Source organism: Novosphingobium sp. BF6, assembly GCF_058273105.1.
On record NZ_CM177775.1, the window covers coordinates 1,304,223 to 1,323,628 of the forward strand.

General features: G+C 64.7%; 23 protein-coding genes and 1 tRNA gene. 9 read left to right on the plus strand and 15 right to left on the minus strand.

All coding sequences use genetic code 11. From position 1 onward, the window contains the following. Nucleotides 1–18: 18 nt before the first annotated feature. Nucleotides 19–153 (plus strand): hypothetical protein, encoded by a 135-nt coding sequence (locus tag AC4D6D_RS06480; protein ID WP_491326960.1) that lies wholly within the window; start codon nt 19–21, stop codon nt 151–153. 5 nt (nt 154–158) lie between these two features. Here the strand turns inward: AC4D6D_RS06480 and AC4D6D_RS06485 are convergent, their stop codons facing one another. Then, nucleotides 159–1,472, minus strand: a complete 1,314-nt coding sequence (locus AC4D6D_RS06485) for an MFS transporter (RefSeq protein WP_491326961.1) — start codon at nt 1,470–1,472, stop codon at nt 159–161. A gap of 177 nt (nt 1,473–1,649) precedes the next feature. On the opposite strand from AC4D6D_RS06485, the gene pgsA reads away from it, so the two are divergent. Both pgsA and AC4D6D_RS06495 read left to right on the plus strand, forming a co-directional pair. After that, nucleotides 1,650–2,243, plus strand: a complete 594-nt coding sequence (pgsA, locus tag AC4D6D_RS06490) for a CDP-diacylglycerol--glycerol-3-phosphate 3-phosphatidyltransferase (RefSeq protein ID WP_147219367.1) — start codon at nt 1,650–1,652, stop codon at nt 2,241–2,243. 269 nt (nt 2,244–2,512) lie between these two features. Further along, nucleotides 2,513–3,580 (plus strand): MFS transporter, encoded by a 1,068-nt coding sequence (locus AC4D6D_RS06495; protein WP_491326962.1) that lies wholly within the window; start codon nt 2,513–2,515, stop codon nt 3,578–3,580. Nucleotides 3,581–3,779: 199 nt separating this feature from the next. On the opposite strand, the gene AC4D6D_RS06500 is transcribed toward AC4D6D_RS06495, so the two are convergent. From AC4D6D_RS06500 to AC4D6D_RS06510, 3 genes are all read right to left on the minus strand, one after another. Then, nucleotides 3,780–4,676, minus strand: a complete 897-nt coding sequence (locus AC4D6D_RS06500) for a hydrogen peroxide-inducible genes activator (RefSeq protein ID WP_334183634.1) — start codon at nt 4,674–4,676, stop codon at nt 3,780–3,782. Next, a complete protein-coding gene (gene rnd / locus AC4D6D_RS06505; protein WP_491326963.1) occupies nt 4,673–5,905 on the minus strand; it encodes a ribonuclease D in 1,233 nt (410 codons plus the stop codon). Before rnd ends, AC4D6D_RS06500 begins: the two co-directional genes overlap by 4 nt. Before the next feature lie 81 nt (nt 5,906–5,986). Beyond that, on the minus strand, nt 5,987–6,241 hold the full coding sequence (locus AC4D6D_RS06510; RefSeq protein ID WP_491326964.1) for a hypothetical protein: 255 nt from the start codon (nt 6,239–6,241) through the stop codon (nt 5,987–5,989). Nucleotides 6,242–6,406: 165 nt separating this feature from the next. On the opposite strand from AC4D6D_RS06510, the gene aspS reads away from it, so the two are divergent. From aspS to mltG, 4 genes are all read left to right on the plus strand, one after another. After that, entirely contained in the window at nt 6,407–8,191 is a 1,785-nt protein-coding gene (gene aspS / locus AC4D6D_RS06515; RefSeq protein ID WP_491327214.1) for an aspartate--tRNA ligase, read from the plus strand. A gap of 232 nt (nt 8,192–8,423) precedes the next feature. Beyond that, nucleotides 8,424–8,660, plus strand: a complete 237-nt coding sequence (locus AC4D6D_RS06520) for an acyl carrier protein (RefSeq protein ID WP_007013838.1) — start codon at nt 8,424–8,426, stop codon at nt 8,658–8,660. Between the two features lie 186 nt (nt 8,661–8,846). Next, nucleotides 8,847–10,106: a beta-ketoacyl-ACP synthase II gene (gene fabF, locus AC4D6D_RS06525; RefSeq protein WP_147219376.1), complete on the plus strand. Its 1,260-nt coding sequence runs from the start codon at nt 8,847–8,849 to the stop codon at nt 10,104–10,106. 19 nt (nt 10,107–10,125) lie between these two features. Then, on the plus strand, nt 10,126–11,100 hold the full coding sequence (gene mltG, locus AC4D6D_RS06530; RefSeq protein WP_491326965.1) for an endolytic transglycosylase MltG: 975 nt from the start codon (nt 10,126–10,128) through the stop codon (nt 11,098–11,100). A gap of 34 nt (nt 11,101–11,134) precedes the next feature. On the opposite strand, the gene AC4D6D_RS06535 is transcribed toward mltG, so the two are convergent. Then, complete coding sequence (locus tag AC4D6D_RS06535) at nt 11,135–11,545, minus strand: sugar transporter (RefSeq protein ID WP_491326966.1); 411 nt, start codon at nt 11,543–11,545, stop codon at nt 11,135–11,137. A 106-nt stretch (nt 11,546–11,651) separates the two neighbouring features. On the opposite strand from AC4D6D_RS06535, the gene AC4D6D_RS06540 reads away from it, so the two are divergent. Then, nucleotides 11,652–12,194 carry a 2'-5' RNA ligase family protein gene (locus AC4D6D_RS06540; protein WP_491326967.1) on the plus strand — a complete coding sequence of 181 codons (543 nt, stop codon included), beginning with the start codon at nt 11,652–11,654 and terminating at the stop codon, nt 12,192–12,194. A gap of 109 nt (nt 12,195–12,303) precedes the next feature. After that, nucleotides 12,304–12,380 (plus strand) — tRNA-Met (locus AC4D6D_RS06545). On the opposite strand, the gene AC4D6D_RS06550 is transcribed toward AC4D6D_RS06545, so the two are convergent. From AC4D6D_RS06550 to AC4D6D_RS06595, 10 genes are all read right to left on the minus strand, one after another. Beyond that, the gene (locus tag AC4D6D_RS06550; RefSeq protein WP_491327215.1) at nt 12,337–13,998 is read right to left on the minus strand and encodes a recombinase family protein; all 1,662 of its coding nucleotides are present in this window, start codon (nt 13,996–13,998) and stop codon (nt 12,337–12,339) included. The two genes, AC4D6D_RS06545 and AC4D6D_RS06550, sit on opposite strands and share 44 nt — an antisense overlap. A gap of 63 nt (nt 13,999–14,061) precedes the next feature. Next, entirely contained in the window at nt 14,062–14,262 is a 201-nt protein-coding gene (locus AC4D6D_RS06555; RefSeq protein ID WP_491326968.1) for a hypothetical protein, read from the minus strand. Nucleotides 14,263–14,264: 2 nt separating this feature from the next. Beyond that, on the minus strand, nt 14,265–14,504 hold the full coding sequence (locus AC4D6D_RS06560; protein ID WP_021235545.1) for a DUF2312 domain-containing protein: 240 nt from the start codon (nt 14,502–14,504) through the stop codon (nt 14,265–14,267). A gap of 17 nt (nt 14,505–14,521) precedes the next feature. After that, entirely contained in the window at nt 14,522–14,983 is a 462-nt protein-coding gene (locus AC4D6D_RS06565; RefSeq protein ID WP_491326969.1) for a hypothetical protein, read from the minus strand. 43 nt (nt 14,984–15,026) lie between these two features. After that, the gene (locus AC4D6D_RS06570; RefSeq protein WP_491326970.1) at nt 15,027–17,747 is read right to left on the minus strand and encodes a toprim domain-containing protein; all 2,721 of its coding nucleotides are present in this window, start codon (nt 17,745–17,747) and stop codon (nt 15,027–15,029) included. Nucleotides 17,748–17,779: 32 nt separating this feature from the next. Continuing rightward, complete coding sequence (locus AC4D6D_RS06575; protein ID WP_491326971.1) at nt 17,780–17,995, minus strand: hypothetical protein; 216 nt, start codon at nt 17,993–17,995, stop codon at nt 17,780–17,782. After that, complete coding sequence (locus AC4D6D_RS06580; protein WP_491326972.1) at nt 17,992–18,198, minus strand: hypothetical protein; 207 nt, start codon at nt 18,196–18,198, stop codon at nt 17,992–17,994. Before AC4D6D_RS06580 ends, AC4D6D_RS06575 begins: the two co-directional genes overlap by 4 nt. A 109-nt stretch (nt 18,199–18,307) precedes the next feature. Further along, a complete protein-coding gene (locus AC4D6D_RS06585) occupies nt 18,308–18,610 on the minus strand; it encodes an ogr/Delta-like zinc finger family protein (protein WP_491326973.1) in 303 nt (100 codons plus the stop codon). A gap of 2 nt (nt 18,611–18,612) precedes the next feature. Then, a complete protein-coding gene (locus AC4D6D_RS06590; protein ID WP_491326974.1) occupies nt 18,613–19,101 on the minus strand; it encodes a hypothetical protein in 489 nt (162 codons plus the stop codon). Then, a complete protein-coding gene (locus AC4D6D_RS06595) occupies nt 19,098–19,382 on the minus strand; it encodes a carph-isopro domain-containing protein (RefSeq protein ID WP_491326975.1) in 285 nt (94 codons plus the stop codon). The genes AC4D6D_RS06590 and AC4D6D_RS06595 overlap by 4 nt, the downstream gene beginning before the upstream one ends. Between the last annotated feature and the right edge of the window lie 24 nt (nt 19,383–19,406).

Sequence of the window (19,406 nt, forward strand, 5' to 3'; positions counted from 1 at the left end):
CGTCACGTCTGCCGCGGAGTGAAGTCGCCCTCGGTGGAGGCTGCGGAGGATGCGCGGGCCAAGGCTTATTGGCAGATGAGCGGCGGCGACTGGCGGCGCTTTCTCTCTACCTATTGCGCGGCGCTTGTCGTCGTAACGACCTTCATCGCCTGAGGATGTCAGGGTCGCTTGGCGGCCCGCTCGGCGCGGTAGAGCAGGAGGCCGAGCCAGGCCGAGGCGACGCAGCACAGCGCCACCACCATGAGCTGCGTAACGACCGCCAGCCCCAGCAGCGACATCAGCCCCGTGGCGATGGCGCCGACGACCATGGCGCCGGAATTGACGATATTGTTGGCGGCGATGGTGCGGGCGGTCTGCGACTTGTCCACGAACGTCGTCAGGAAGGCGTAGAGCGGCACCACGAACATGCCACCGCAGACGGCGATGCCGAGCAGGGTCAGCAGCAGCGGGATCGCCAGCGGCTGGACCACGAACGTCCCCACGTTCATCAGCGCTTCCGGCCCGCCATGCGGCGGCCAGGAGGCGCAGACTTCCTGGAACGCCAGCAGGAACAGCCCCATGCCGATCACTGAAAGCGGTGACCAGCGCGCCGAAACAGTGCCCTTGAGCAGCGCGTTGATCGCCACCGAGCCGATGGCGACGCCGACCGAGAACATCACCAGGAACAGGCTGGCCACTTCCTTGCTGGCGTGGAGCATGTTCTTGGCAAGCGGCGGGAAGTGCACGAAGAGCACTGTGCCGATCGCCCAGAACAGGCTGATCGAGCAGATCGCGAGGTAGACCCGGCGATCCTTCATCGTCGTGCGCACGAGATTTATCGAGGAGCGGATGACGTGGTAGTCGATCGGCTCCGGCTTGCCCTGCGGCGGTGCGGGGGGAACCTGTCGGCCCGCGAAATAGCCCACGGCGGCGATCGCCACGACCATGATCGCGGCGGTGTCCACGCTGATCCAGCCTGCGACGATCGTGCCCGCCAGAACCGCGATATAGGTCCCCGCCTCGACCAGTCCGGTGCCTGAAAGCACTTCGCCGTCCTTCAGGTGCTGCGGCAGGATCGCGTACTTGATCGGGCCGAAGAAGGTCGAGTGGATGCCCATGGCGAAAAGCGCGAGCAGCATCAGCGGGATTGCCACGGCGTGCAGCGCAATGCCCTGCCAGGCGAGGGCGAGGCCGGTGCCGCCCACCAGCATGATGACGATCTCGCAGAACTTGACGATGCGGATGATCCGCGACTTGTCGCGCATGTCCGCCATCTGCCCGGCCAGCGCCGAGAGCAGGAAGAACGGAATCACGAAGATGCCCGAAGCCAGCGCGCTGAACCGCGCCTCGGCGGCTTCCGAGTTGTAGACGCCGTAGACCACGAACAGGACCATGGCGTTCTTGAACAGGTTGTCGTTGAACGCGCCAAGCAACTGGGTGACGAACAGGGGCAGGAAACGCCTGGCCCGGATGAGTTGGGTCGTCGTTGTCATGTCGGAGAAATTCGGCGGCCTCGCTTCATCATGGGGGCGACACTTAATGCGGTAAGGCGAGGGCACAAGCCCCGTAAGCCGTTTTTTGCCGAATGGACGGAACAGGCAGCAGACAAGAACAGCGCGATTCACAAGCCAATTCTCGAATCGAAGAATCGCGGCTATGGGCAAGGGAACATGCTGACCTTGCCGAATATCCTCACCCTCTCGCGCATCGTGGCGCTGCCGCTGCTGGCCTTCCTGCTCTGGTGGCCGCGATGGGAGTTCGGCTACGGCCTGGCCTTCGGTCTCTACTGCCTGATGGGCATTACCGATTATTTCGACGGCTATCTCGCCCGGTCGAGCGGCACGGTGTCGAAACTCGGCGTGTTCCTCGATCCGATCGCCGACAAGATCATGGTCGCGACGGTGATTCTGGTGCTTACGGCGCAAGGCATCCTCACCGGGCCTTACGTCGGCGACATGCATGTCATCGCCGGGCTGATCATTCTCGTGCGCGAGATCGCGGTTTCCGGCCTGCGCGAGTTCCTCGGCGGGTTGCAGGTCTCGGTGCCGGTCAGCCGCCTCGCCAAGTGGAAGACGACTTTCCAGATGATCTCGCTCGGCGCCCTCGTGCTCGGGGCGGCAATGCCTTGGTGGAATGTCGATCTCGGCGCGCTGGAGGTCAATGTGCCGCATACCGTGGGCCTGACTACGCTGTGGGGCGCGGCCGTCCTGACGCTTATCACCGGCTGGGACTATCTGCGGGTCGGCCTGAAACACATGGACTGAGCGCGCCTTCGCGCTCACATTGCTGAATTGCGAAAATTGCAGGCGGGTTTGACCTCGTTGCGTTTGGTACAATCGCCCGCACCCGGCAGAGGGCGGCCCATGGGGGCATCATCAGCAAGGAAAATCCCATTACCGCGCCCCGTTCCGTTTCCGCTGCCCCACTTCCAAGCCACGTCAACGGCAAGGAACGCCCCTTCGGCCGGGCGCTGGTCTTCGCGCTGGCCGCTTCTGCGGGGCTGACGGTCGCCAACATCTACTACGGCCAGCCGATGCTCGGCCTGATGGAGCGCGACTTTTCGGGAGCGGCGATCACCTATGTCCCCACCGCGACCCAGCTCGGCTATGCGGCGGGTCTCTTGCTGTTGGTACCGCTCGGCGACCTGCTGGAACGCAAGCGCCTGATCGTGACGCAGTGCATCGCGCTTTCGGTGGCGCTGGCCTTGGTGGCCATCGCGCCGACCGGCGGCACTGTGCTCGCCGCCTCGCTGCTGGTCGGACTGCTCGCTTCGGTCGCGCAGCAGATCGTTCCGCTAGCGGCCAACCTCGCGCCCGAGGACAAACGCGGTGCAGTCGTCGGCACGGTCATGGCGGGTCTGCTCTGCGGCATCCTCCTCAGCCGCACGCTGGCGGGCTTCGTCGGCGGCGCCTTCGGCTGGCGCGCGATGTTCTGGCTGGCCGTGCCGCTGGCGCTGATGACCGCGGGACTCATGGCCTGGCAATTGCCCCGTAGCCACCCGCATCGCGGCGGGCTGGGTTATCTCGGCCTCATGGCGTCGTTGCGCGACCTCTGGCGCGAGTTTCCCGCACTGCGCCTCGCTACTCTCACCCAGTGTACCCAGTTCGGCGTGTTCAGCGTGTTCTGGACGATCCTTGCGCTGCACTTGCAGGAGCCGCGCTTCGGCCTCGGCTCGCAAGTGGCGGGGCTGTTCGGCGTACTGGGCGCCGCAGGCGTGCTGGCCGCGCCGATCGCCGGCCGCATCGCCGACCGCCGCGGGCCGCATCCGGTAATCGTCGCAGCCAGCGCGATGACACTGGTGTCGTGGCTGGTCTTCGGGTTCTGGACCTCGATCGTCGGGCTGATCGTGGGCGTGCTGCTGCTCGATTTCGCGATCCAGGCGAGCCAGATCTCCAACCAGAGCATCATCTACGCCCTTCGCCCGGAAGCGCGCTCGCGAATCAACACGGTCTACATGGCCTCGATGTTCCTCGCCGGGGCCGCCAGTTCGGGCGCGGCGACGGTGGTCTGGCATAGCTGGGGCTGGACCGGGGTTACGGTGCTGGGGGCTGGGATCGCGGCGCTCGGGCTGGGTTTGCAGACGCTGCGCGTTAAAAAGTGAAGGGGAAGACCGGGGGATGATCCCCCGGACCCTCGGAATGTCTACGCTGCGCGCTACCCAACTGTAGTGAGCTCCCTGCGGCGCAGCCATTAAGTCTCCCGACGCCGCCATGAGTGCGCAACGGATAGGTCGCACTCGACCTCGACAGTAATGGGGGTGCAGGGGGGCTATGCTCCCCTGCTTCTACTTTTCTTGAAAACTACCCAGCCCGAAGCTCATCCGCGAGCAGCCGAAACTCCTCCGCACGGGGCGAGTTCTTGCGCCAAACCAGAGCGATCTCGCGATTGGCATTGGGCGAGAGCAGCGGCCGGGCGACGACATTGGTGCCGTTGAGGATGCCTGCGTCGATCGCCATTTCCGGCAGCATCGTCAGGCCCAGCCCGTTGTCCACCATTTGCACCAGAGTATGCAGCGAGGTGCCGATCATCGTTGCCGAGGCACGCAGTTCCGGGCGGTTGCAGGCCGCCAGCGCGTGGTCCTTCAGGCAGTGCCCGTCTTCCAGCAGGAGGAGGCGGTGCTCGTCGATCACTTCCGGGCCGACTTCGGCGGGCGGATTGCGCGGATCGTCGCTGGGGAAGGCGACGAAGAAGGCGTCGAGTTCGATCGTCTCCTTGTCCACTTCGCCGGTGGCGTAGGGCAGGGCAAGCAGCACGCAGTCGGCGCGGCCGTGGTGCAGCGATTCGATCGCGGCCTGGCTCGGTTCTTCGCGCAGGAACAGCTTGAGGTTCGGGCGCTCGCGGCGCAGGCGCGGGAGCATTCGGGGCAGCAGGAACGGCGCGATCGTCGGGATCACGCTCATGCGCACTTCGCCCGAGAGCGGCTTGCCGCTGGACTGCACGAGGTCTGAGAGTTCCTCGGTCTCGCGCAGGATGCGGTGGGCCTTGGCGACGACGGCGTTGCCCAGCGGCGTGAAGCGCACTGCGCGCTTGGTGCGCTCGACCAGCGTGACGCCGAGCAGGGCCTCCAGATCGCGCAGGCCTGCCGAAAGCGTGGACTGCGACACGAAGCAGGCATCGGCGGCACGGCCGAAATGCCCGTGTTCGTGCAGGGCGACGAGGTACTGAAGCTGCTTGAGCGTGGGCTGGTAGACGGTCACTCGTCCCCCAGGGCCTCGTCCGGGGCTGCGTCCGGCGCTGCCGTGTCTTCGGTTGCGGCGTCTTCCTCGACGCGGGTCATCTTGAGCTTGCCGTTCTCCACCGCGAAGGCGAGCTTGCCTTCGACGAGGGCGAGGGCGTCGCGACCGAAGACCTCATAGCGCCAGCCTTCGAGGATCGGCAGCTTCTTGCGTACGCCGGCGGCCAGCAGTTCGAGGTCCTCGCTGCGGGCGAGCAGGCGGGCGGCCACGTCGATCTCGCGCGCGCGGATCTTGAGCAGTAGCTTGAGCAGGTCGGCGACGAGCGAGCCTTCCTTGCCCAGCGGCGCGCCCTTGGGCGTGCGAGGCGGGAGTTCGTCGTCGGTCAGCGGCTCGGCCTTGGCGATGGTGTTCATCAGGCGCTTGCCGATGTCGTTGTCCTTCCAGCCTTGCGAGAGGCCGCGGACCTTGGCGAGGTCGGCCTGCTGCTTGGGCGGGTGGCTGGCGATATCGGCCAGCGTTTCGTCGCGGGCGATGCGGCCGCGCGGGATGTTCTTGCCCTGGGCCTCGATCTCGCGCCATTCGGCGATCGCCTTGAGGCGGCCGAGCATGGCGTGATTGCGGCCCGCCGCCTTGATCCGCTTCCAGGCCTGGGCGGGATCGTTGCGGTAGTGCTCGGGATCGGCGAGCTTTTCCATTTCCTGGTCGAGCCATTCGCCGCGCCCGGTCTTGATCAGGCGCTTGAGCATCTTGGGGAAGATCTTGGAGAGGTGGGTGACGTCGCCGATGGCATATTCGATCTGCCGCTCGGTCAGCGGGCGGCGCGACCAGTCGGTGAAGCGGGCGCCCTTGTCGATGGTGAGGCCCATCCACGATTCGACGAGGTTGGAATAGCCGATCTGTTCGGACTGGCTGATCGCCATCATCGCGATCTGGGTATCGAAGATCGGGTGCGGTGTGCGGCCGGTGAGGTTGAAGATGATCTCCACGTCCTGACCGCCCGCGTGGAAGACCTTGAGGACCTCCTCGTTGGCGGTGAGCAGGTCGAGCAGGGGCGTCATGTCGAGCCCCTGTGCGAGAGGGTCGATGGCGGCCGCTTCCTCGGTATTGGCGATCTGCACGAGGCAGAGTTCCGGCCAATAGGTGTTCTCGCGCATGAACTCGGTGTCGACCGCCACGAAATCGGATTTCGCAAGGCGTTCGCACAGCGCGGCGAGGTCTTCGGTCTTCGTTATCAGCGGGTGGATTTTCATTTCGACCGTCGCGGTAACGCGAACCGGGCGGGGGATCAATGTTTCCGGTCCGTCATATTCTCCGACAAATGCCGAATTTGCCTATTTTTTGCGCAACAGGCCGCCGAAGACCCGGTTCAGGAGGCTCGGTGTGGCCTCCGCTGCCAATTCGGCGATGCTTTCCTGCGTCACCAGGCGGCGGCGCAGCTGGGTGCCGGTCGTGTGGAGTCCCGGTGGCGGCAGATGCCAGGCTTCGGGGCCTTCGTCGGCCGCACGGGGGCGGTTTCCAGAAGAATCGCCCGCCCGAGCTGTTTCCTCGGCGGCTTCCGAAATCTGCGCATTGTCCATGTGATCCATTGGCGAAACCCGTTTTGCCGCAGGGCATAAGCCTGCAATGGTTTATTTCGGGTTATCGACGCGGGCTTGGGGCGATCCCCGATTCGAAACTGGAAATCGCCGCGCCACTCGACTAGGGGGCACGGCTTGCAATTCCATTCAGCCGAGAAGAAGCCCGAGCCCGCCATGACTCATCCCTATCGCTCCCACACCTGCGGCGCCCTGACCGCTGCCGAGGTCGGCCAGACCGTCCGCCTCTCGGGCTGGGTGCATCGCAAGCGCGATCACGGCGGCGTTCTCTTCGTCGACCTGCGCGACCACTACGGCATGACCCAGGTCGTCGCCGATACCGACAGTGCGGCGCTGGAACTGCTTGATTCGCTGCGCGTCGAATCGGTCGTGACGATCGAGGGCACGGTGAAGGCCCGCACCGAATCCACGGTGAACGCCAACCTCGCGACCGGTGAGATCGAGGTCTATGCCCGTTCCGCCACGGTGATCAGCCGCGCCGAGGAGCTGCCGATGCCGGTGGCCGGCGAGCAGGAATATCCCGAGGATATCCGCCTGCGTTATCGCTTCCTCGACCTGCGCCGCGACACGCTGCACGCCAACATCGTCAAGCGCACGAAGATCATCTCCGACATGCGACGCAAGATGGAAGGCATCGGCTTCACCGAATATTCGACGCCGATCCTGACCGCTTCCAGCCCCGAAGGCGCGCGCGACTTCCTGGTGCCGAGCCGGATCCACCCCGGCAAGTTCTACGCGCTGCCGCAGGCGCCGCAGCAGTACAAGCAGCTGCTGATGGTCGCCGGTTTCGACCGCTACTTCCAGATCGCCCCCTGCTTCCGCGACGAGGATCCGCGCGCGGACCGTCTGCCGGGCGAGTTCTACCAGCTCGACCTCGAAATGAGCTTCGTAACCCAGGAAGAGATCTGGGAAACGATGGAGCCGGTGCTCCAGAGCGTCTTCGCCGACTTCGCCGAAGGCAAGCCGGTAACGCCCGCTGGTGAATTCCGCCGCATTCCGCACGCCCAGGCGATGCTGGACTACGGTTCGGACAAGCCGGACCTGCGCAATCCGCTGATCATCAAGGACGTGACCGAGCACTTCGTCGAATCGGGCTTCGGCATCTTCGCGGGCATCGTCGCCAATGGCGGCACGATCCGCGCGATCCCGGCGCCGGGCGCTGGCGCTGGCAGCCGCAAGTTCTTCGACGACATGAACGTCTGGGCGCGCGGCGAGGGCTATTCGGGCCTCGGTTACATCAACATCAAGGACGGCGTCCCCGGCGGCCCGATCGCCAAGAACCACGGCGAGGAAAAGACCGCCGCGCTGATCGAAGCGCTGGGTCTCGGCCCGAACGACGGCGTGTTCTTCGCCGCGGGCAAGGAAGAGCAGGCTGCCAAGCTTGCCGGTCTCGCCCGTATCCGCACCGGCGAACAGCTCGACCTGATCGACAGGGACCGCTTCGAGCTGTGCTGGATCGTCGACTTCCCGTTCTATGAATGGGACGAGGACAACAAGAAGGTCGACTTCGCGCACAACCCGTTCTCGATGCCGCAGGGCGGCATGGAAGCGCTGGAAGGGCAGGACCCGCTGACGATCAAGGCGTTCCAGTACGACCTCGTCTGCAACGGCTATGAAATCGCCTCGGGTTCGATCCGCAACCAGTCGCCGGAACTGATGGTCAAGGCCTTCGAGATGACCGGCCTGACGCAGCAGGACGTGGAAGACCGCTTCGGCGGCCTCTACCGCGCCTTCCAGTACGGCGCCCCGCCGCACGGCGGCATGGCGGCCGGTGTCGACCGCATCGTCATGCTGCTTTGCGGCGCGCAGAACCTGCGCGAAATCACGCTGTTCCCGATGAACCAGCGCGCCGAGGACCTGCTGATGGGCGCGCCTAGCCCGGCCGAGTCCAGGCAGCTGCGCGAACTGCACATGCGTGTGGTGGAACCGCAGAAGGCCTAAAACATCGTTGCAGTCTCCGGCGGAACCGTTATTCCGCCGGGACTGTCTTCTCACGCCAGCCTCGGCGGTGGTCCGGAAATAATTCGGAAACATGGCCGGGGCGTGGGTAAATCGGGATATGGCGCTTCGGCGTCGCGATCCTATCTTGTGTGCGAGGCTTGCCAGCGCGCTGCCCAGTCTTTAGGGCGGCAGGCGAGATTCCACACCTCGCGAATTTTTGAAGGGGTTTACAATGAGCGATACCGCCGATCGGGTTAAGAAGATCGTCGTCGAACACCTGGGCGTCGAAGCCGACAAGGTGACGGAAGAAGCAAGCTTCATCGACGATCTGGGCGCTGACTCGCTCGACATCGTCGAGCTGGTCATGGCGTTCGAAGAAGAATTCGGCGTCGAAATCCCTGACGACGCTGCCGAGAAGATCAGCACCGTCTCGGATGCGATCAAGTACATCGAAGAGAACAAGGGCTGAGCCCGGCTTTTCGGCCTTTCTCGCGACTTCCGGCCCCGTGCCGGATCGCGGGCGGCTGTGATCCCGGTTCATAACCGGATTGAACTCGACAGGCTCGACCTCTAAGGGGGCGGGCCTGTTGCCGTTTCTGCGTGTCGGTTTGCGCCGTTCGCATTTTCGGCCAAATTGCTTTTTCGGAGAGCATGAATGCGTCGTGTTGTCGTCACCGGACTTGGTCTTGTCACCCCCCTGGGTGCTGACGTCGAGACCACCTGGGCCAACATCCTTGCCAGCAAGAGCGGGGCGGGCCCGATCACCAAGTTCGACGTCTCGGACCAGAAGTGCACGATCGCCTGCGAAGTGAAGCCGGCCGACCACGAATATGGCTTCGACGCCGGCAAGCGTGTCGATCACAAGATTCAGCGCCAGGTCGATCCCTTCATCGTCTTCGGCATCGATGCCGCAGGCCAGGCCCTCGAAGATGCGGGTCTCACCGACATGAGCGAGGAAGACAAGCTCATGGCCGGCTGCTCGATCGGTTCGGGCATCGGCGGTCTGCCGGGCATCGAGAGCGAATCGCTGGTGCTGGACCAGAAGGGTCCGGGCCGCGTCTCGCCGCACTTCGTCCATGGCCGCCTCATCAACCTGATCTCGGGCCAGGTCTCGATCAAGTACGGCCTCAAGGGTCCGAACCACGCGGTCGTCACCGCCTGCTCGACCGGCGCCCACTCGATCGGCGACGCTGCGCGCATGATCAAGGATGGCGATGCCGACATCATGCTGGCGGGCGGCGCCGAATCGACCATCTGCCCGATCGGCATTGCCGGCTTCGCGCAGGCCCGTGCGCTCAACACCAGCTTCAACGACCGCCCCGAACAGGCCAGCCGTCCCTATGACAAGGACCGCGACGGTTTCGTCATGGGCGAGGGCGCGGGCGTTCTCGTGCTCGAAGAGTACGAACACGCCAAGGCACGCGGCGCGAAGATCTACTGCGAAGTGATCGGCTACGGCCTCTCGGGCGATGCCTATCACGTCACCGCTCCGCATCCGGACGGCGACGGCGCCTATCGCTCGATGGCGATGGCGCTGAAGAAGGCGGGCATGACCCCTGCCGACATCGACTACATCAACGCCCACGGCACCTCGACGATGGCCGATACCATCGAACTCGGCGCCGTGCGTCGACTGTTCGGCGATGCTCTCGGCACCGTTTCGATGAGCTCGACCAAGTCGGCCATCGGCCACCTGCTCGGCGGCGCCGGTGCGGTCGAATCGATCTTCTGCATCCTGGCGATGCGCGATCAGATCGTTCCGCCGACCCTCAACCTCGACAACCCGGACGAGGGCTGCGAGGGCGTCGATCTCGTGCCGCATGTCGCCAAGAAGCGCGAAGTGCGCGCGGTGCTGAACAACTCGTTCGGCTTCGGCGGTACCAACGCCAGCCTGGTGATGCGCAAGATCGACTGATCGACAAGGATACGGGGCGATGATGTCGCGGCGCAAATGGATACTCGTCGCGGCCATCGGCCTGGCGGCGGTGATCGCCTTGTGGTCCTTCGTGGGCGGCTGGTACGGTTCCGGCCCGCTGGCGAAGGACCAGCACTTCATTGTTCCCAACGGCGCGAGTCTCGCCGCCGTTGCGGAGCGGCTGGAGGAGAAGGGGGTGATCCGCTCGGCCAGCGGCTTCGCCCTGCGCGCCCGCGTCTTCGGCGGCGGCAGCGCGATCAAGGCGGGCGAATTCGCCATTCCCGCCCATGCCAGCCCCTCGCGCGTGCTGGCGATCCTTTCCAGCGACGAGGTGATTCGCCGCTTTGTCACCGTGCCGGAAGGCATGCCCTCGATCATGGTCTATGAGCGTCTCAAGGCGCAGGACCAGCTGAGCGGCGATGTCGCGATGCCGGGCGAGGGCACCGTCCTGCCCGACAGCTACGCCTTCGAGAACGGCGAACCGCGCGCGGTGGTGCTTCGCCGGATGCAGGCGGCGATGACCGCCACGCTCAAGGAACTGTGGGACAAGCGCGCGCCGAACCTCGTCGTCAAGACGCCGGAGCAGGCACTGATCCTCGCCTCGATCGTCGAGAAGGAAACCGGCAAGCCTTCCGAGCGCCGCATGGTGGCCGGGCTCTACTCGAACCGCCTCAAGCAGGGCATGCTGCTCCAGGCCGACCCGACGATCATCTATCCGATCACCAAGGGCAAGCCGCTGGGCCGCCGCATCCTCCAGTCGGAAATCCGGGCGGTGAACGACTACAATACCTACACGATGGTCGGCCTGCCCAAGCACCCGATCACCAATCCCGGCCGCGAATCGATCGCCGCCGTGCTCGACCCGGCCAAGACCGACGCGCTCTACATGGTCGCGGACGGCACCGGCGGCCACGCTTTCGCGGACACGCTGGCGCAGCACAATGCCAACGTAAAGAAGTGGTTCGCGATCCGCCGCGCGCGCGGCGAGATCTGAAGAGGCCGAGATCTGAAGAGGAATGGGGCGTTCGCTACCTGAGCGTCCCGTCCGCCCGCTTGCGCTGCGCGTAGATGGTCGAGGCGAGCGCGATCCCCACGATCGCCAGTGGGAACAGCGCCGAGGAAGGCCCTTTCGCGCCCAGCATGTCGAAGCCTAGGAAGCTCCAGCCGAACTGGATCACCACGGCGACGAAGGACAGCGCGAACGGCGCCCATGCCCAGCCGCGCCTCAACAGCAACAGGATCGCGCCGAGCGTGCCGCTGGTCACCGCCACGGCATAGGCGCCCCAGGCCCATCCCGGCATCTCGCGAAAGGCTTGCGCCTGCACCGGGTCGCGTGCGGCGATCTCGTCGATATCGGCGCTGGCCTGCATCAGGTAAGCGGCGTCACCAAGCAGGTTCCACAGCAGGATGAGAACGGCGATGATCCAGAACTTGCGCATGCCCGCTCCTTTCGCACAGGACGGTTTTTCAGGCACTTTGCCGGAGCGGCGGGGTTCTGGCAATTGACCGCTCGGGCGAGGGCGGTGAGCCTAAAGGAGCAGGCACATGAACCGCGAAGGCGAAATTCTCGCGACCGAGCGCAAGCCCGGCGCGCCGCTTCTGGTCACGGCCGAACTGCCGCCCGACGTACTCGGTTGGGCGGATGGCCTGCGCCGGGCGCATTACCCGCCCGAACGCAATCGCCTGCGCGCCCATGTCACGCTGTTCCACGCACTGCCGCCTGCGGTGGAAGGCGAACTCGTGGACGTCCTCGCCGATCTGGCCCGCACCCCGCCGCCGCGGGCGCGAATCGACGGACTGATGAAGCTGGACAACGGCACGGCGCTTTCCGTCGAATCGCCGGAGATGGTGGACCTCCACGCGGTAATTGCCGAGCGCATGCACGGATTGTTGACCGATCAGGACAGCCGGCCGCTGCGGCTTCACATCACGATCCAGAACAAGGTCCCACCTACCGCGGCCCGCGCGCTACAGACTCAACTCGCCCCGGCCCTTGTGCCGCGTATGTTTCGCTTCCGAGGCTTCGGCCTCTATGCCTGGGAGGCGGGATTATGGCGCCCGATCCGCCTTTTGTCTTTTCGCGGCTAAAATGCTTTTTTGGGTGTTGACCGATCCCAACCTTGCCCCTAGAGGACGCCACCTGCCCGGCAGCGATGCCTGGCACCGGATCGAGCCACCCACGCGGCGGCCTTGGTTTGGCGGAGTAGCTCAGCTGGTTAGAGCAGCGGAATCATAATCCGCGTGTCGGGGGTTCGAGTCCCTCCTCCGCTACCACCTGCAACATACCTTCACGCTCCATCGGGGCCTCGCCGGTAGCGAGACTCACGACGTTTTCGAGCCTTCCTTCCAAATCGATGTGCAATCCGCGGCCGTTTTCCTTCGGTGTGAGGATGACCGCGTCTATCAGCGTACGCAGTGCAGACCGGGCCGTTCGGGCGCTTTCCTCTTCGCCATTCAGGTGCCGGGTAATGTCCTCGACCGCGTTGCGGTATGCTTCGGCGATGGCAGGGTGAAGGCTGATGACTTGGGCGGCGCTCGCTGATCCGATCGCTTCGGTCAGCTGCTCGCGTTCAGCCTTGGCGCGCTGAAGCGCGGCCACGATTTCAGGGACGTCGGCGGCACCGGCGGCGATCGCGCTGACGAGGTTCGATATCTGCTTTTCCAGTTCGTCGATCCGCTTGCGGTTGGTCGCGGCGGCTTCGAACGCTTCCCGGTCAAGTCGTGCGCGATGCTGGTTATACGCCTTCACGACCAGGCTGACGCGCTCGGGACTGAGAAGCTCTTTCCGCAAGCCTCCAAGCACACGGGATTCCAGCACATTGCTGTCGATCGTACGGCGATTCGTGCATGTTCCGGCACGGCGTGTATTGGCGCAGCCCCACTTCTCGCTGCCGATCACCACTATGGCGCCGCCGCACTGGCCGCATTTGACGAGACCGGAAAGCAGGCGCTTCGGTCGCCGCTGTTTGTTGAAGTCCCAGTTCTCTCGCAGGGACTTTCGCTGACGAACTGCGTCCCAGCTTTCATCATCGATGATGCGGAGGTCGGGCACGGCTTGGCGCTGCCATTGCTCAGGCGGGTTCACGCGCGGCACGCGCTTCCGCGTGTCCGGATCGCGTACCATCGTCGTCCGGTTATAGACGAGCTGTCCGATATAGATTTCGTTGCAGAGCAGTCCGTTGCCGCGCACGGCGTCGCCGTTGATGGCGCTGACGTTCCAAGTCCGGCCGGAAGGGGAGGGGATGCCTTCCGCGTTGAGCCGCCGGGCGATCGCAAGCGGCGATTCGCCCGCGATGTATTCGGCATAGACGCGACGAACGATATCGGCCTGATCGGGATCGATCTCGCGCAGGCCGCGCTCGGCCTCGCCGCGAGAATCCAGGCGATGCACCTTTCGATAGCCGTAGACGATATTGCCGGGTGTGCGCCCAGCGGCGACCCGTCCGCCCTGACCGCGCTTGATCTTGTCGGCCAGATCTTTTCGGAACAGACTGGCCATCGTGCCCTTGAAGCCGATCTGCAGTTCGTCGATCGGGCCTTCCGATAGCGTAAATATGCGTGCGCCCAGGAAGCGAACTCGCTTATGAATGCCAGCGAGATCCTCCTGGTCACGAGAAAGGCGGTCGATGGCTTCGGCCAATACCTGGTCGGCGCCACCGGCCTTGATATGCTCGATAAGGGAATTGAGACCGGGGCGGTCGCGCACGGCGCCGGACATCGCATAGTCCGAAAAGACGGCCGTAACCGTCCATCCTTCCCGCTCAGCGCGCTCCGTGCAAACGCGGACCTGATCCTCGATCGAGGAGTCCTTTTGCAGCTGGCTGCTGAAACGGGCGTAGATCGCCGTGCGCATTCGAAACTTCCTTGGTGCGATTAGCCACTGATTCGGCATGGTGCTGCCGCGCTAGAGAGTGCGCAATGGCGATGGCAATCGCATCAAAGGCCTCAGAAAAGTTCACTTGTTGGCGGCATCCTTCGCGCTGGAGAGCGCGTGAACAATGATGAAAGGTATCGCGATCAGCGCGGCGATCAGAAACAGGGCACGAGAGGCACCCTTGATCGCAAGGCTGGCGCGGCGCCTTCGGGTCGTGACGGGCGCGCAGGCGCGGCACGTGCAGCCGATCGGGTGGACTGCGTTCGGGTTGCGAGCGACCACGGTCAGTCGATCCCCAGCGCAGCTTTGTAGGTATCGACGATGTTTTCCATCTCGTGACGGTCGTCGGGGCGCATTCGGCGGATCGCGACGATCTGCTTCATGCACTTGACGTCGTAGCCCTCGGCCTTCGCCCATTTGTATCGTTCACTGACATCGCTACGCATGTCGCGAATTTCCTCTTCCATCTTCTCGATGGCTTCGATGTGGTTGCGCAGGCTGTCTGCGGCTGTGCTGCTGGACATGAGATGCTCCTTGGTGCTCAGGCGGCGATCTGGTGGCCGCCGTGGGGCGTGTTGGTGGGGTGGAAGTTCGGCAGGCGCGGCTTGAACAAGGGTCGGCGCAGCTGTTCGCAGCGGGTGCAGATTTGCGGGTCGGCGTCGGACCATGTGCAGTCGAAGCCTTCGGCATCGAGTTGCGCGGACCACTCGTCCCATCCGCATGCCAGGCAAAGGCGCGGGTGCATGTCGGGCGGGGTGTCGCAAAGCTGGCGGTAGACCGTCAGGTTGAGCCGGAACGAGCGGGACATGTCCCACAGGAGCTTCACCCGGAAGCCGACCGTTTCGATCCGGTGCATGTTGCGCTCGACGTCGGCCCGGTGCTCCTTGCGGTGCCAAAAGGGCCGGGCGGCCTGCTCGATCGACAGGCCAGCGGCCTCGCGGCGCATCCGGATATAGTCCCATGGCATCACCGTCGGCGTCGGGGCTTTGGGTTCGTCGATCATGGACAGAAGGGAGGGAACGCTATGCATGTTCGTCCTTTCGATTTCAGGAATTGGAGGCGGTCGCGCGCGAGCGGTCGTGGAAGACCCAGCAGCGGACCGGGGGGACGCCGTCGTTCCGGGAATTGACGGCGGTCTGTTCGATGAAGCGGCGCGACTTCGAGGTTTTCAGCGCGCGGATCAGTTCGGCATGGGTGGGCAGCGCCAGGCGCTTTTCAGCGCAGCGGGCCTCCATCTCGTTGAGGCGGACCGCGATCATGCCCTCGGCATGGCGGCGATGGTGGTTGATGTGGCCGGAAAGGGCGGCAGGATCCTCGTTCTCTTCGAGGTAGTCGAACCGCTCCCAGAACAGGCTGACGATCGGGTCTTCGCTGTTGACGGCAAGCTGCCGGTCGGTGGCCATCTCGACGATGAACTTGGCCGTTGCCGCCTGCTGGTCATCGGTGAGCGGCAGCAGTGCGCGCATGGCGTCGAGGAACGCGAGCAACTGGCCGTGGGTCTTCGCCAGACGGTTGGTGCGGATGCCCGGCATGGCCAGCAGTTCGTCCTCGTACTGCGCGAACGCCTGCCGGAACCGGGCCATGATCTCATTCTCGCGCTTGGCAGCGTGGACAATGAACCCAGAGACCTTCTCGATCGGCCATTGCTCAAGCCGCTCGGCCGAGGCCTTAGTGTCCGCCGACCAGCCCGCCATGTCGAAGCCCAGCGACATGATTCGTTCGAGCACCGCTCGGCTCGCATTGACCGGCTCGTTCTGCTCGATGACGATCGCGCCCCGGAAGGGCGGTTCGAACGTCTCCATGCCGCCGTTTTTCACGCCGCGCGAACGGACGGTGCGCCCGTTGTACGCGGTCTTGAGTTCTTCCCACTCGAACTTGCGGGCGTGGCTGGCCTCTTCCCGGCGGTCGCCCTCGATCAGAACGACGGGCAAGTTGCCAACCTTGCCGAGGTTGCGCGCCATGGCGGCGGGCGTGGCCTTGGCCGGGTCGAAGCCTTCGTAGTTTTCGCGGCCCAGCAGCTTCCAGAGGAACTCGACCAGCGTGGTCTTGCCGGTGCCGGGCAGGCCATGCATTTCGAGGAACGGGAAGCTCTTCATCTCGGCGCGGACCTGCTCGGCGAAGAGCGAGCCGAAGAAGAAGGTCAGGCAGACGAGGCCCTTGGCACCGTATGCCGTCCAGAGGTCGGCAAGCCAGCTGGTGTCGAGTTTGTCCGCGTCGTAGTCGATATCGAGCAGGCGCTCGGACGTTCCCAGCTTCAGCGCCTGCTTGCCGATCTGGAAGAAGTCGTCGTCGTTCGGCTTGAACACGCGGCCGTTCGACACGGCCAGCTGTCCGAAGACATATGCCTTCGCCTCCCGGCAGTAGCCGGTGAAGCCGAGCGGGCGCACGTCCGGGAGGTCCGGTGTCTGGTGCTGCAGCATGCGCGTCAGCTGCTGGGCGTTGCCGGTCCAGACGCCGCCGAAGGCGAAGAGGCGATCTTCGAAGTTCGAGGCCTTGCGCAGCTGGGGTGCGGTGAAGTCGCCCTTCACTGCCGGACGCTTGCCGCTGGGGTAGCGGATGTTCAGGAAGAACTTGGTCTCGTCCGTCGCCTCGTCCCGCTGCCGGTAGAGAACGCGGAAGGCGCAATTGGCGATTTCCTCGACGGCCAACGCTTCGCGGGAGGCCTCCATGCGGATCTTGGCCTCTTCCTCGCTGTCGATTTCCTTCAATTCACGGGTACGTCCACGCCGGTACTCGTCGATCTTCTCCTGCACGATCGAGACGTCGATCGCACACCAGTATGTCCGGTTGCCGAAGTTGAAGTGGAAGCTGTTCCAGCGGTGCTTTTCCCAGATCAGGTAGGCTTTTTCCTGCGCCGTCTCGGCGAGGAGGACCTGCCCGTGCCAGAGGTATTCGGCGCGGTGCTTCTCGCTCAGGCGCTCCAGCTGGAGCAGGTCGTTCCAGTCGAATTCCTTGCCGGTCTCGTCCTCGCCCATGGGCAGCGCGGCGGAAGCGTCCCAGCGATCCTTGCGGGCCAGCTTCACATACTCCCGGTTGCCCTTGGTGCCAGCTGGGCCGACGTCGAAGGCGAACACGATGCGCGGACTGCGGTGCGGCCTGTCAGATGCAGCGATGTGCGTCCGCAGCTGCTTCAGAAACTCGCCGGGGTAGTTGTTGCTCGACATGGTGGACCCGGCGCGCTGGCCCGCCTGTTCCAGCGCCCATGCGTTGAAGATACCTTCGGCGAACCAGATGCTGGGCGCGTCGGCGAAGTCCTCCATGGAAACGTCGGGCCGCGACCAAGCCTGCCCCTTGTACGGCTTACGCGGCGCGAAGTGTGCCTTGCGGTCGAATCGGCCGGGCTGGTCGATCAGGCGCTCCCACCAGCTGCCGCCGGGCAGCGGGAACCGAACGGTGGCCGAGCCGATGTTGCGGGTGTCGTCGCGGAAATACTCCTGCGAGTAGGCGTCGCGCATGCCCATGAGGTTGAGGCCGCGGGCATCGGTGAGGTAGGCGTCAGCCGCCGCATTGGGGTTCTGCGCCGTCTTCTTGAAGCGCTTCGACCACGTATCGAAAATCTCGGGATAGAGATCGCGGATAGAGTATTCCCACCCGCAGCGGTTGGCCCGGCCGCACTTGAGCACCCAAGGGCTTTCGGAGCGGGTGTAGACCTCGCGCCCGTCGCATTCGGGGCACTTGCCGCCTTGCAGCCACTCGCCCTGGTCCTTCTTCCACTGGAAGTCGGTCTTCAGGAGCGGCATCAGCTCGCGGCGAATATCATCTCGCATTTGCATGGGAAATTCGGGTCTTTCGGCAGGAATCAGGCGGGCGACACGGCTTCGCGCGGGTAGACTTCGACTTCGGGAAGCCTGCCGCTGCCGCGCCAGACTTCGACGAAGCCCCGGCGCTGATGGCGCATGACGCTGGGGGTGAGGACGAGGCCGGTCTCGATGGCGGACACCCAGCCATTCGGCGTCCAGCGCTCCGACGAGACGATCACCGACTGACCGATGAAGAACGGGGGCCGTGCGCTCATGCTGGCACCATGATCCAGAGGACGGTGAAGGCGGCGAGCAGGACCGGCGTGGCGGCGGTGAGGATTAGAAAGTCGTTCCGGACCTCGCGGGGCGCGGTGCGCCAGAGATCGCACCAGACGGCGAGAGTGGAAGGCTTCACGTCAGGCCGGACAAGCCGGGAGACGTGAACCGTGCGGAACTGGCTGGACGGGATGTGCAGCATGGGATGGCTCCGGTGGAGTGCGGGAAAAAGGCAAAGCGGGGGCGTTCCCGGAAGCGAGCCGGGTTGAAGGCATTCGGAAGTGTCAGGTCAGGCCAGCGCGGCCTTCAGGTCAGGTGCCGGCGGCGCTGGTATCCGGGGCAGGGGCAGGGCCGTTGTCGTTGTCGGCCCGGTCGTTGGCGGCCGGGCGCCACTGCGTCATCGGAAGGGTGTGCAGCGGGTTCGGGTAGCTGCTGGCGCGGACAGTGCGGACCGCCTTCATCTCGACGACGAACCGGTGACCGCAAACGTCCGGGTTCCGGCAGTCGTAGTAGACCTCCCGGAATGTCTCGCACGACTTGCCGGTAGACCGCGCGAATGCGCGACCGCCGCAAGCCGGGCAGGTGACGTGTGGAAGTTTCGCATGACGTGACATTGCTAGATGTGCCCCCTAGCTTCGGCCCCGGCGCCATTGCCGGGCAGAAGTGCTTTCAGCCGACCGAGAAGGCGCGGAATGACCGCGTCCGCTTCTTGGGTTTCGGCAATGGCGCGGTAGATTTCGGCGGGCGTCGAACCCGGCTGAAGCGCCTGGATACAGTGGCTGATGGCGTCGCCGGTTTCGCGCGACAGAAGGGCGATGTCCTCTGCAAGCGCTGTGCGGCAGGCGACAGGATCGACAGCGGCAACGTCCATCTGCAGCATGTAGCTCGCGAGGATCGGCGCCATCGCGCCGCCAGCGGCCACATAGGCCCGGTCCAATGCGATTGCCTGATCGAGGGTCGGGGCGCCGTGTCTGTCGCTTTCGCTCCAGTGGCGAATGGTGCGAACGGACCGGCGGGTGATGCGGGCGGCGGTCTGCCATCCGATGACGCCAGCCACGGTGGTGATCGCGAGCGAGAAGCTGAGCGGGGCGCGGGTCTTGGTCATTGCCCGTCGTCCGAGCGTTGCGTTTCAGCCTGTCGAGCGCAAGCGACGTCTGCTGTCGCGTTCGCTACATCATCGGCAGAACGACCAAGGGGGAAGACCACGTGTTCGGCGGTGAGCGGCACACCAAGGGCGATGCCCTTTTCGAGAACCTCGGCCTGCTTCTGAGCAGGAATGTGGCCAGCGCGCTTCCATGCCATGACTTTGCTTGGGCTTTCACCAAGCGCGCGAGCCATCGGGCGGATGCCGCCGAATAGGTCGAAGATTGAGGTGAGCCGTTCCATAGAACAAGCGTGTCCAAAATATTA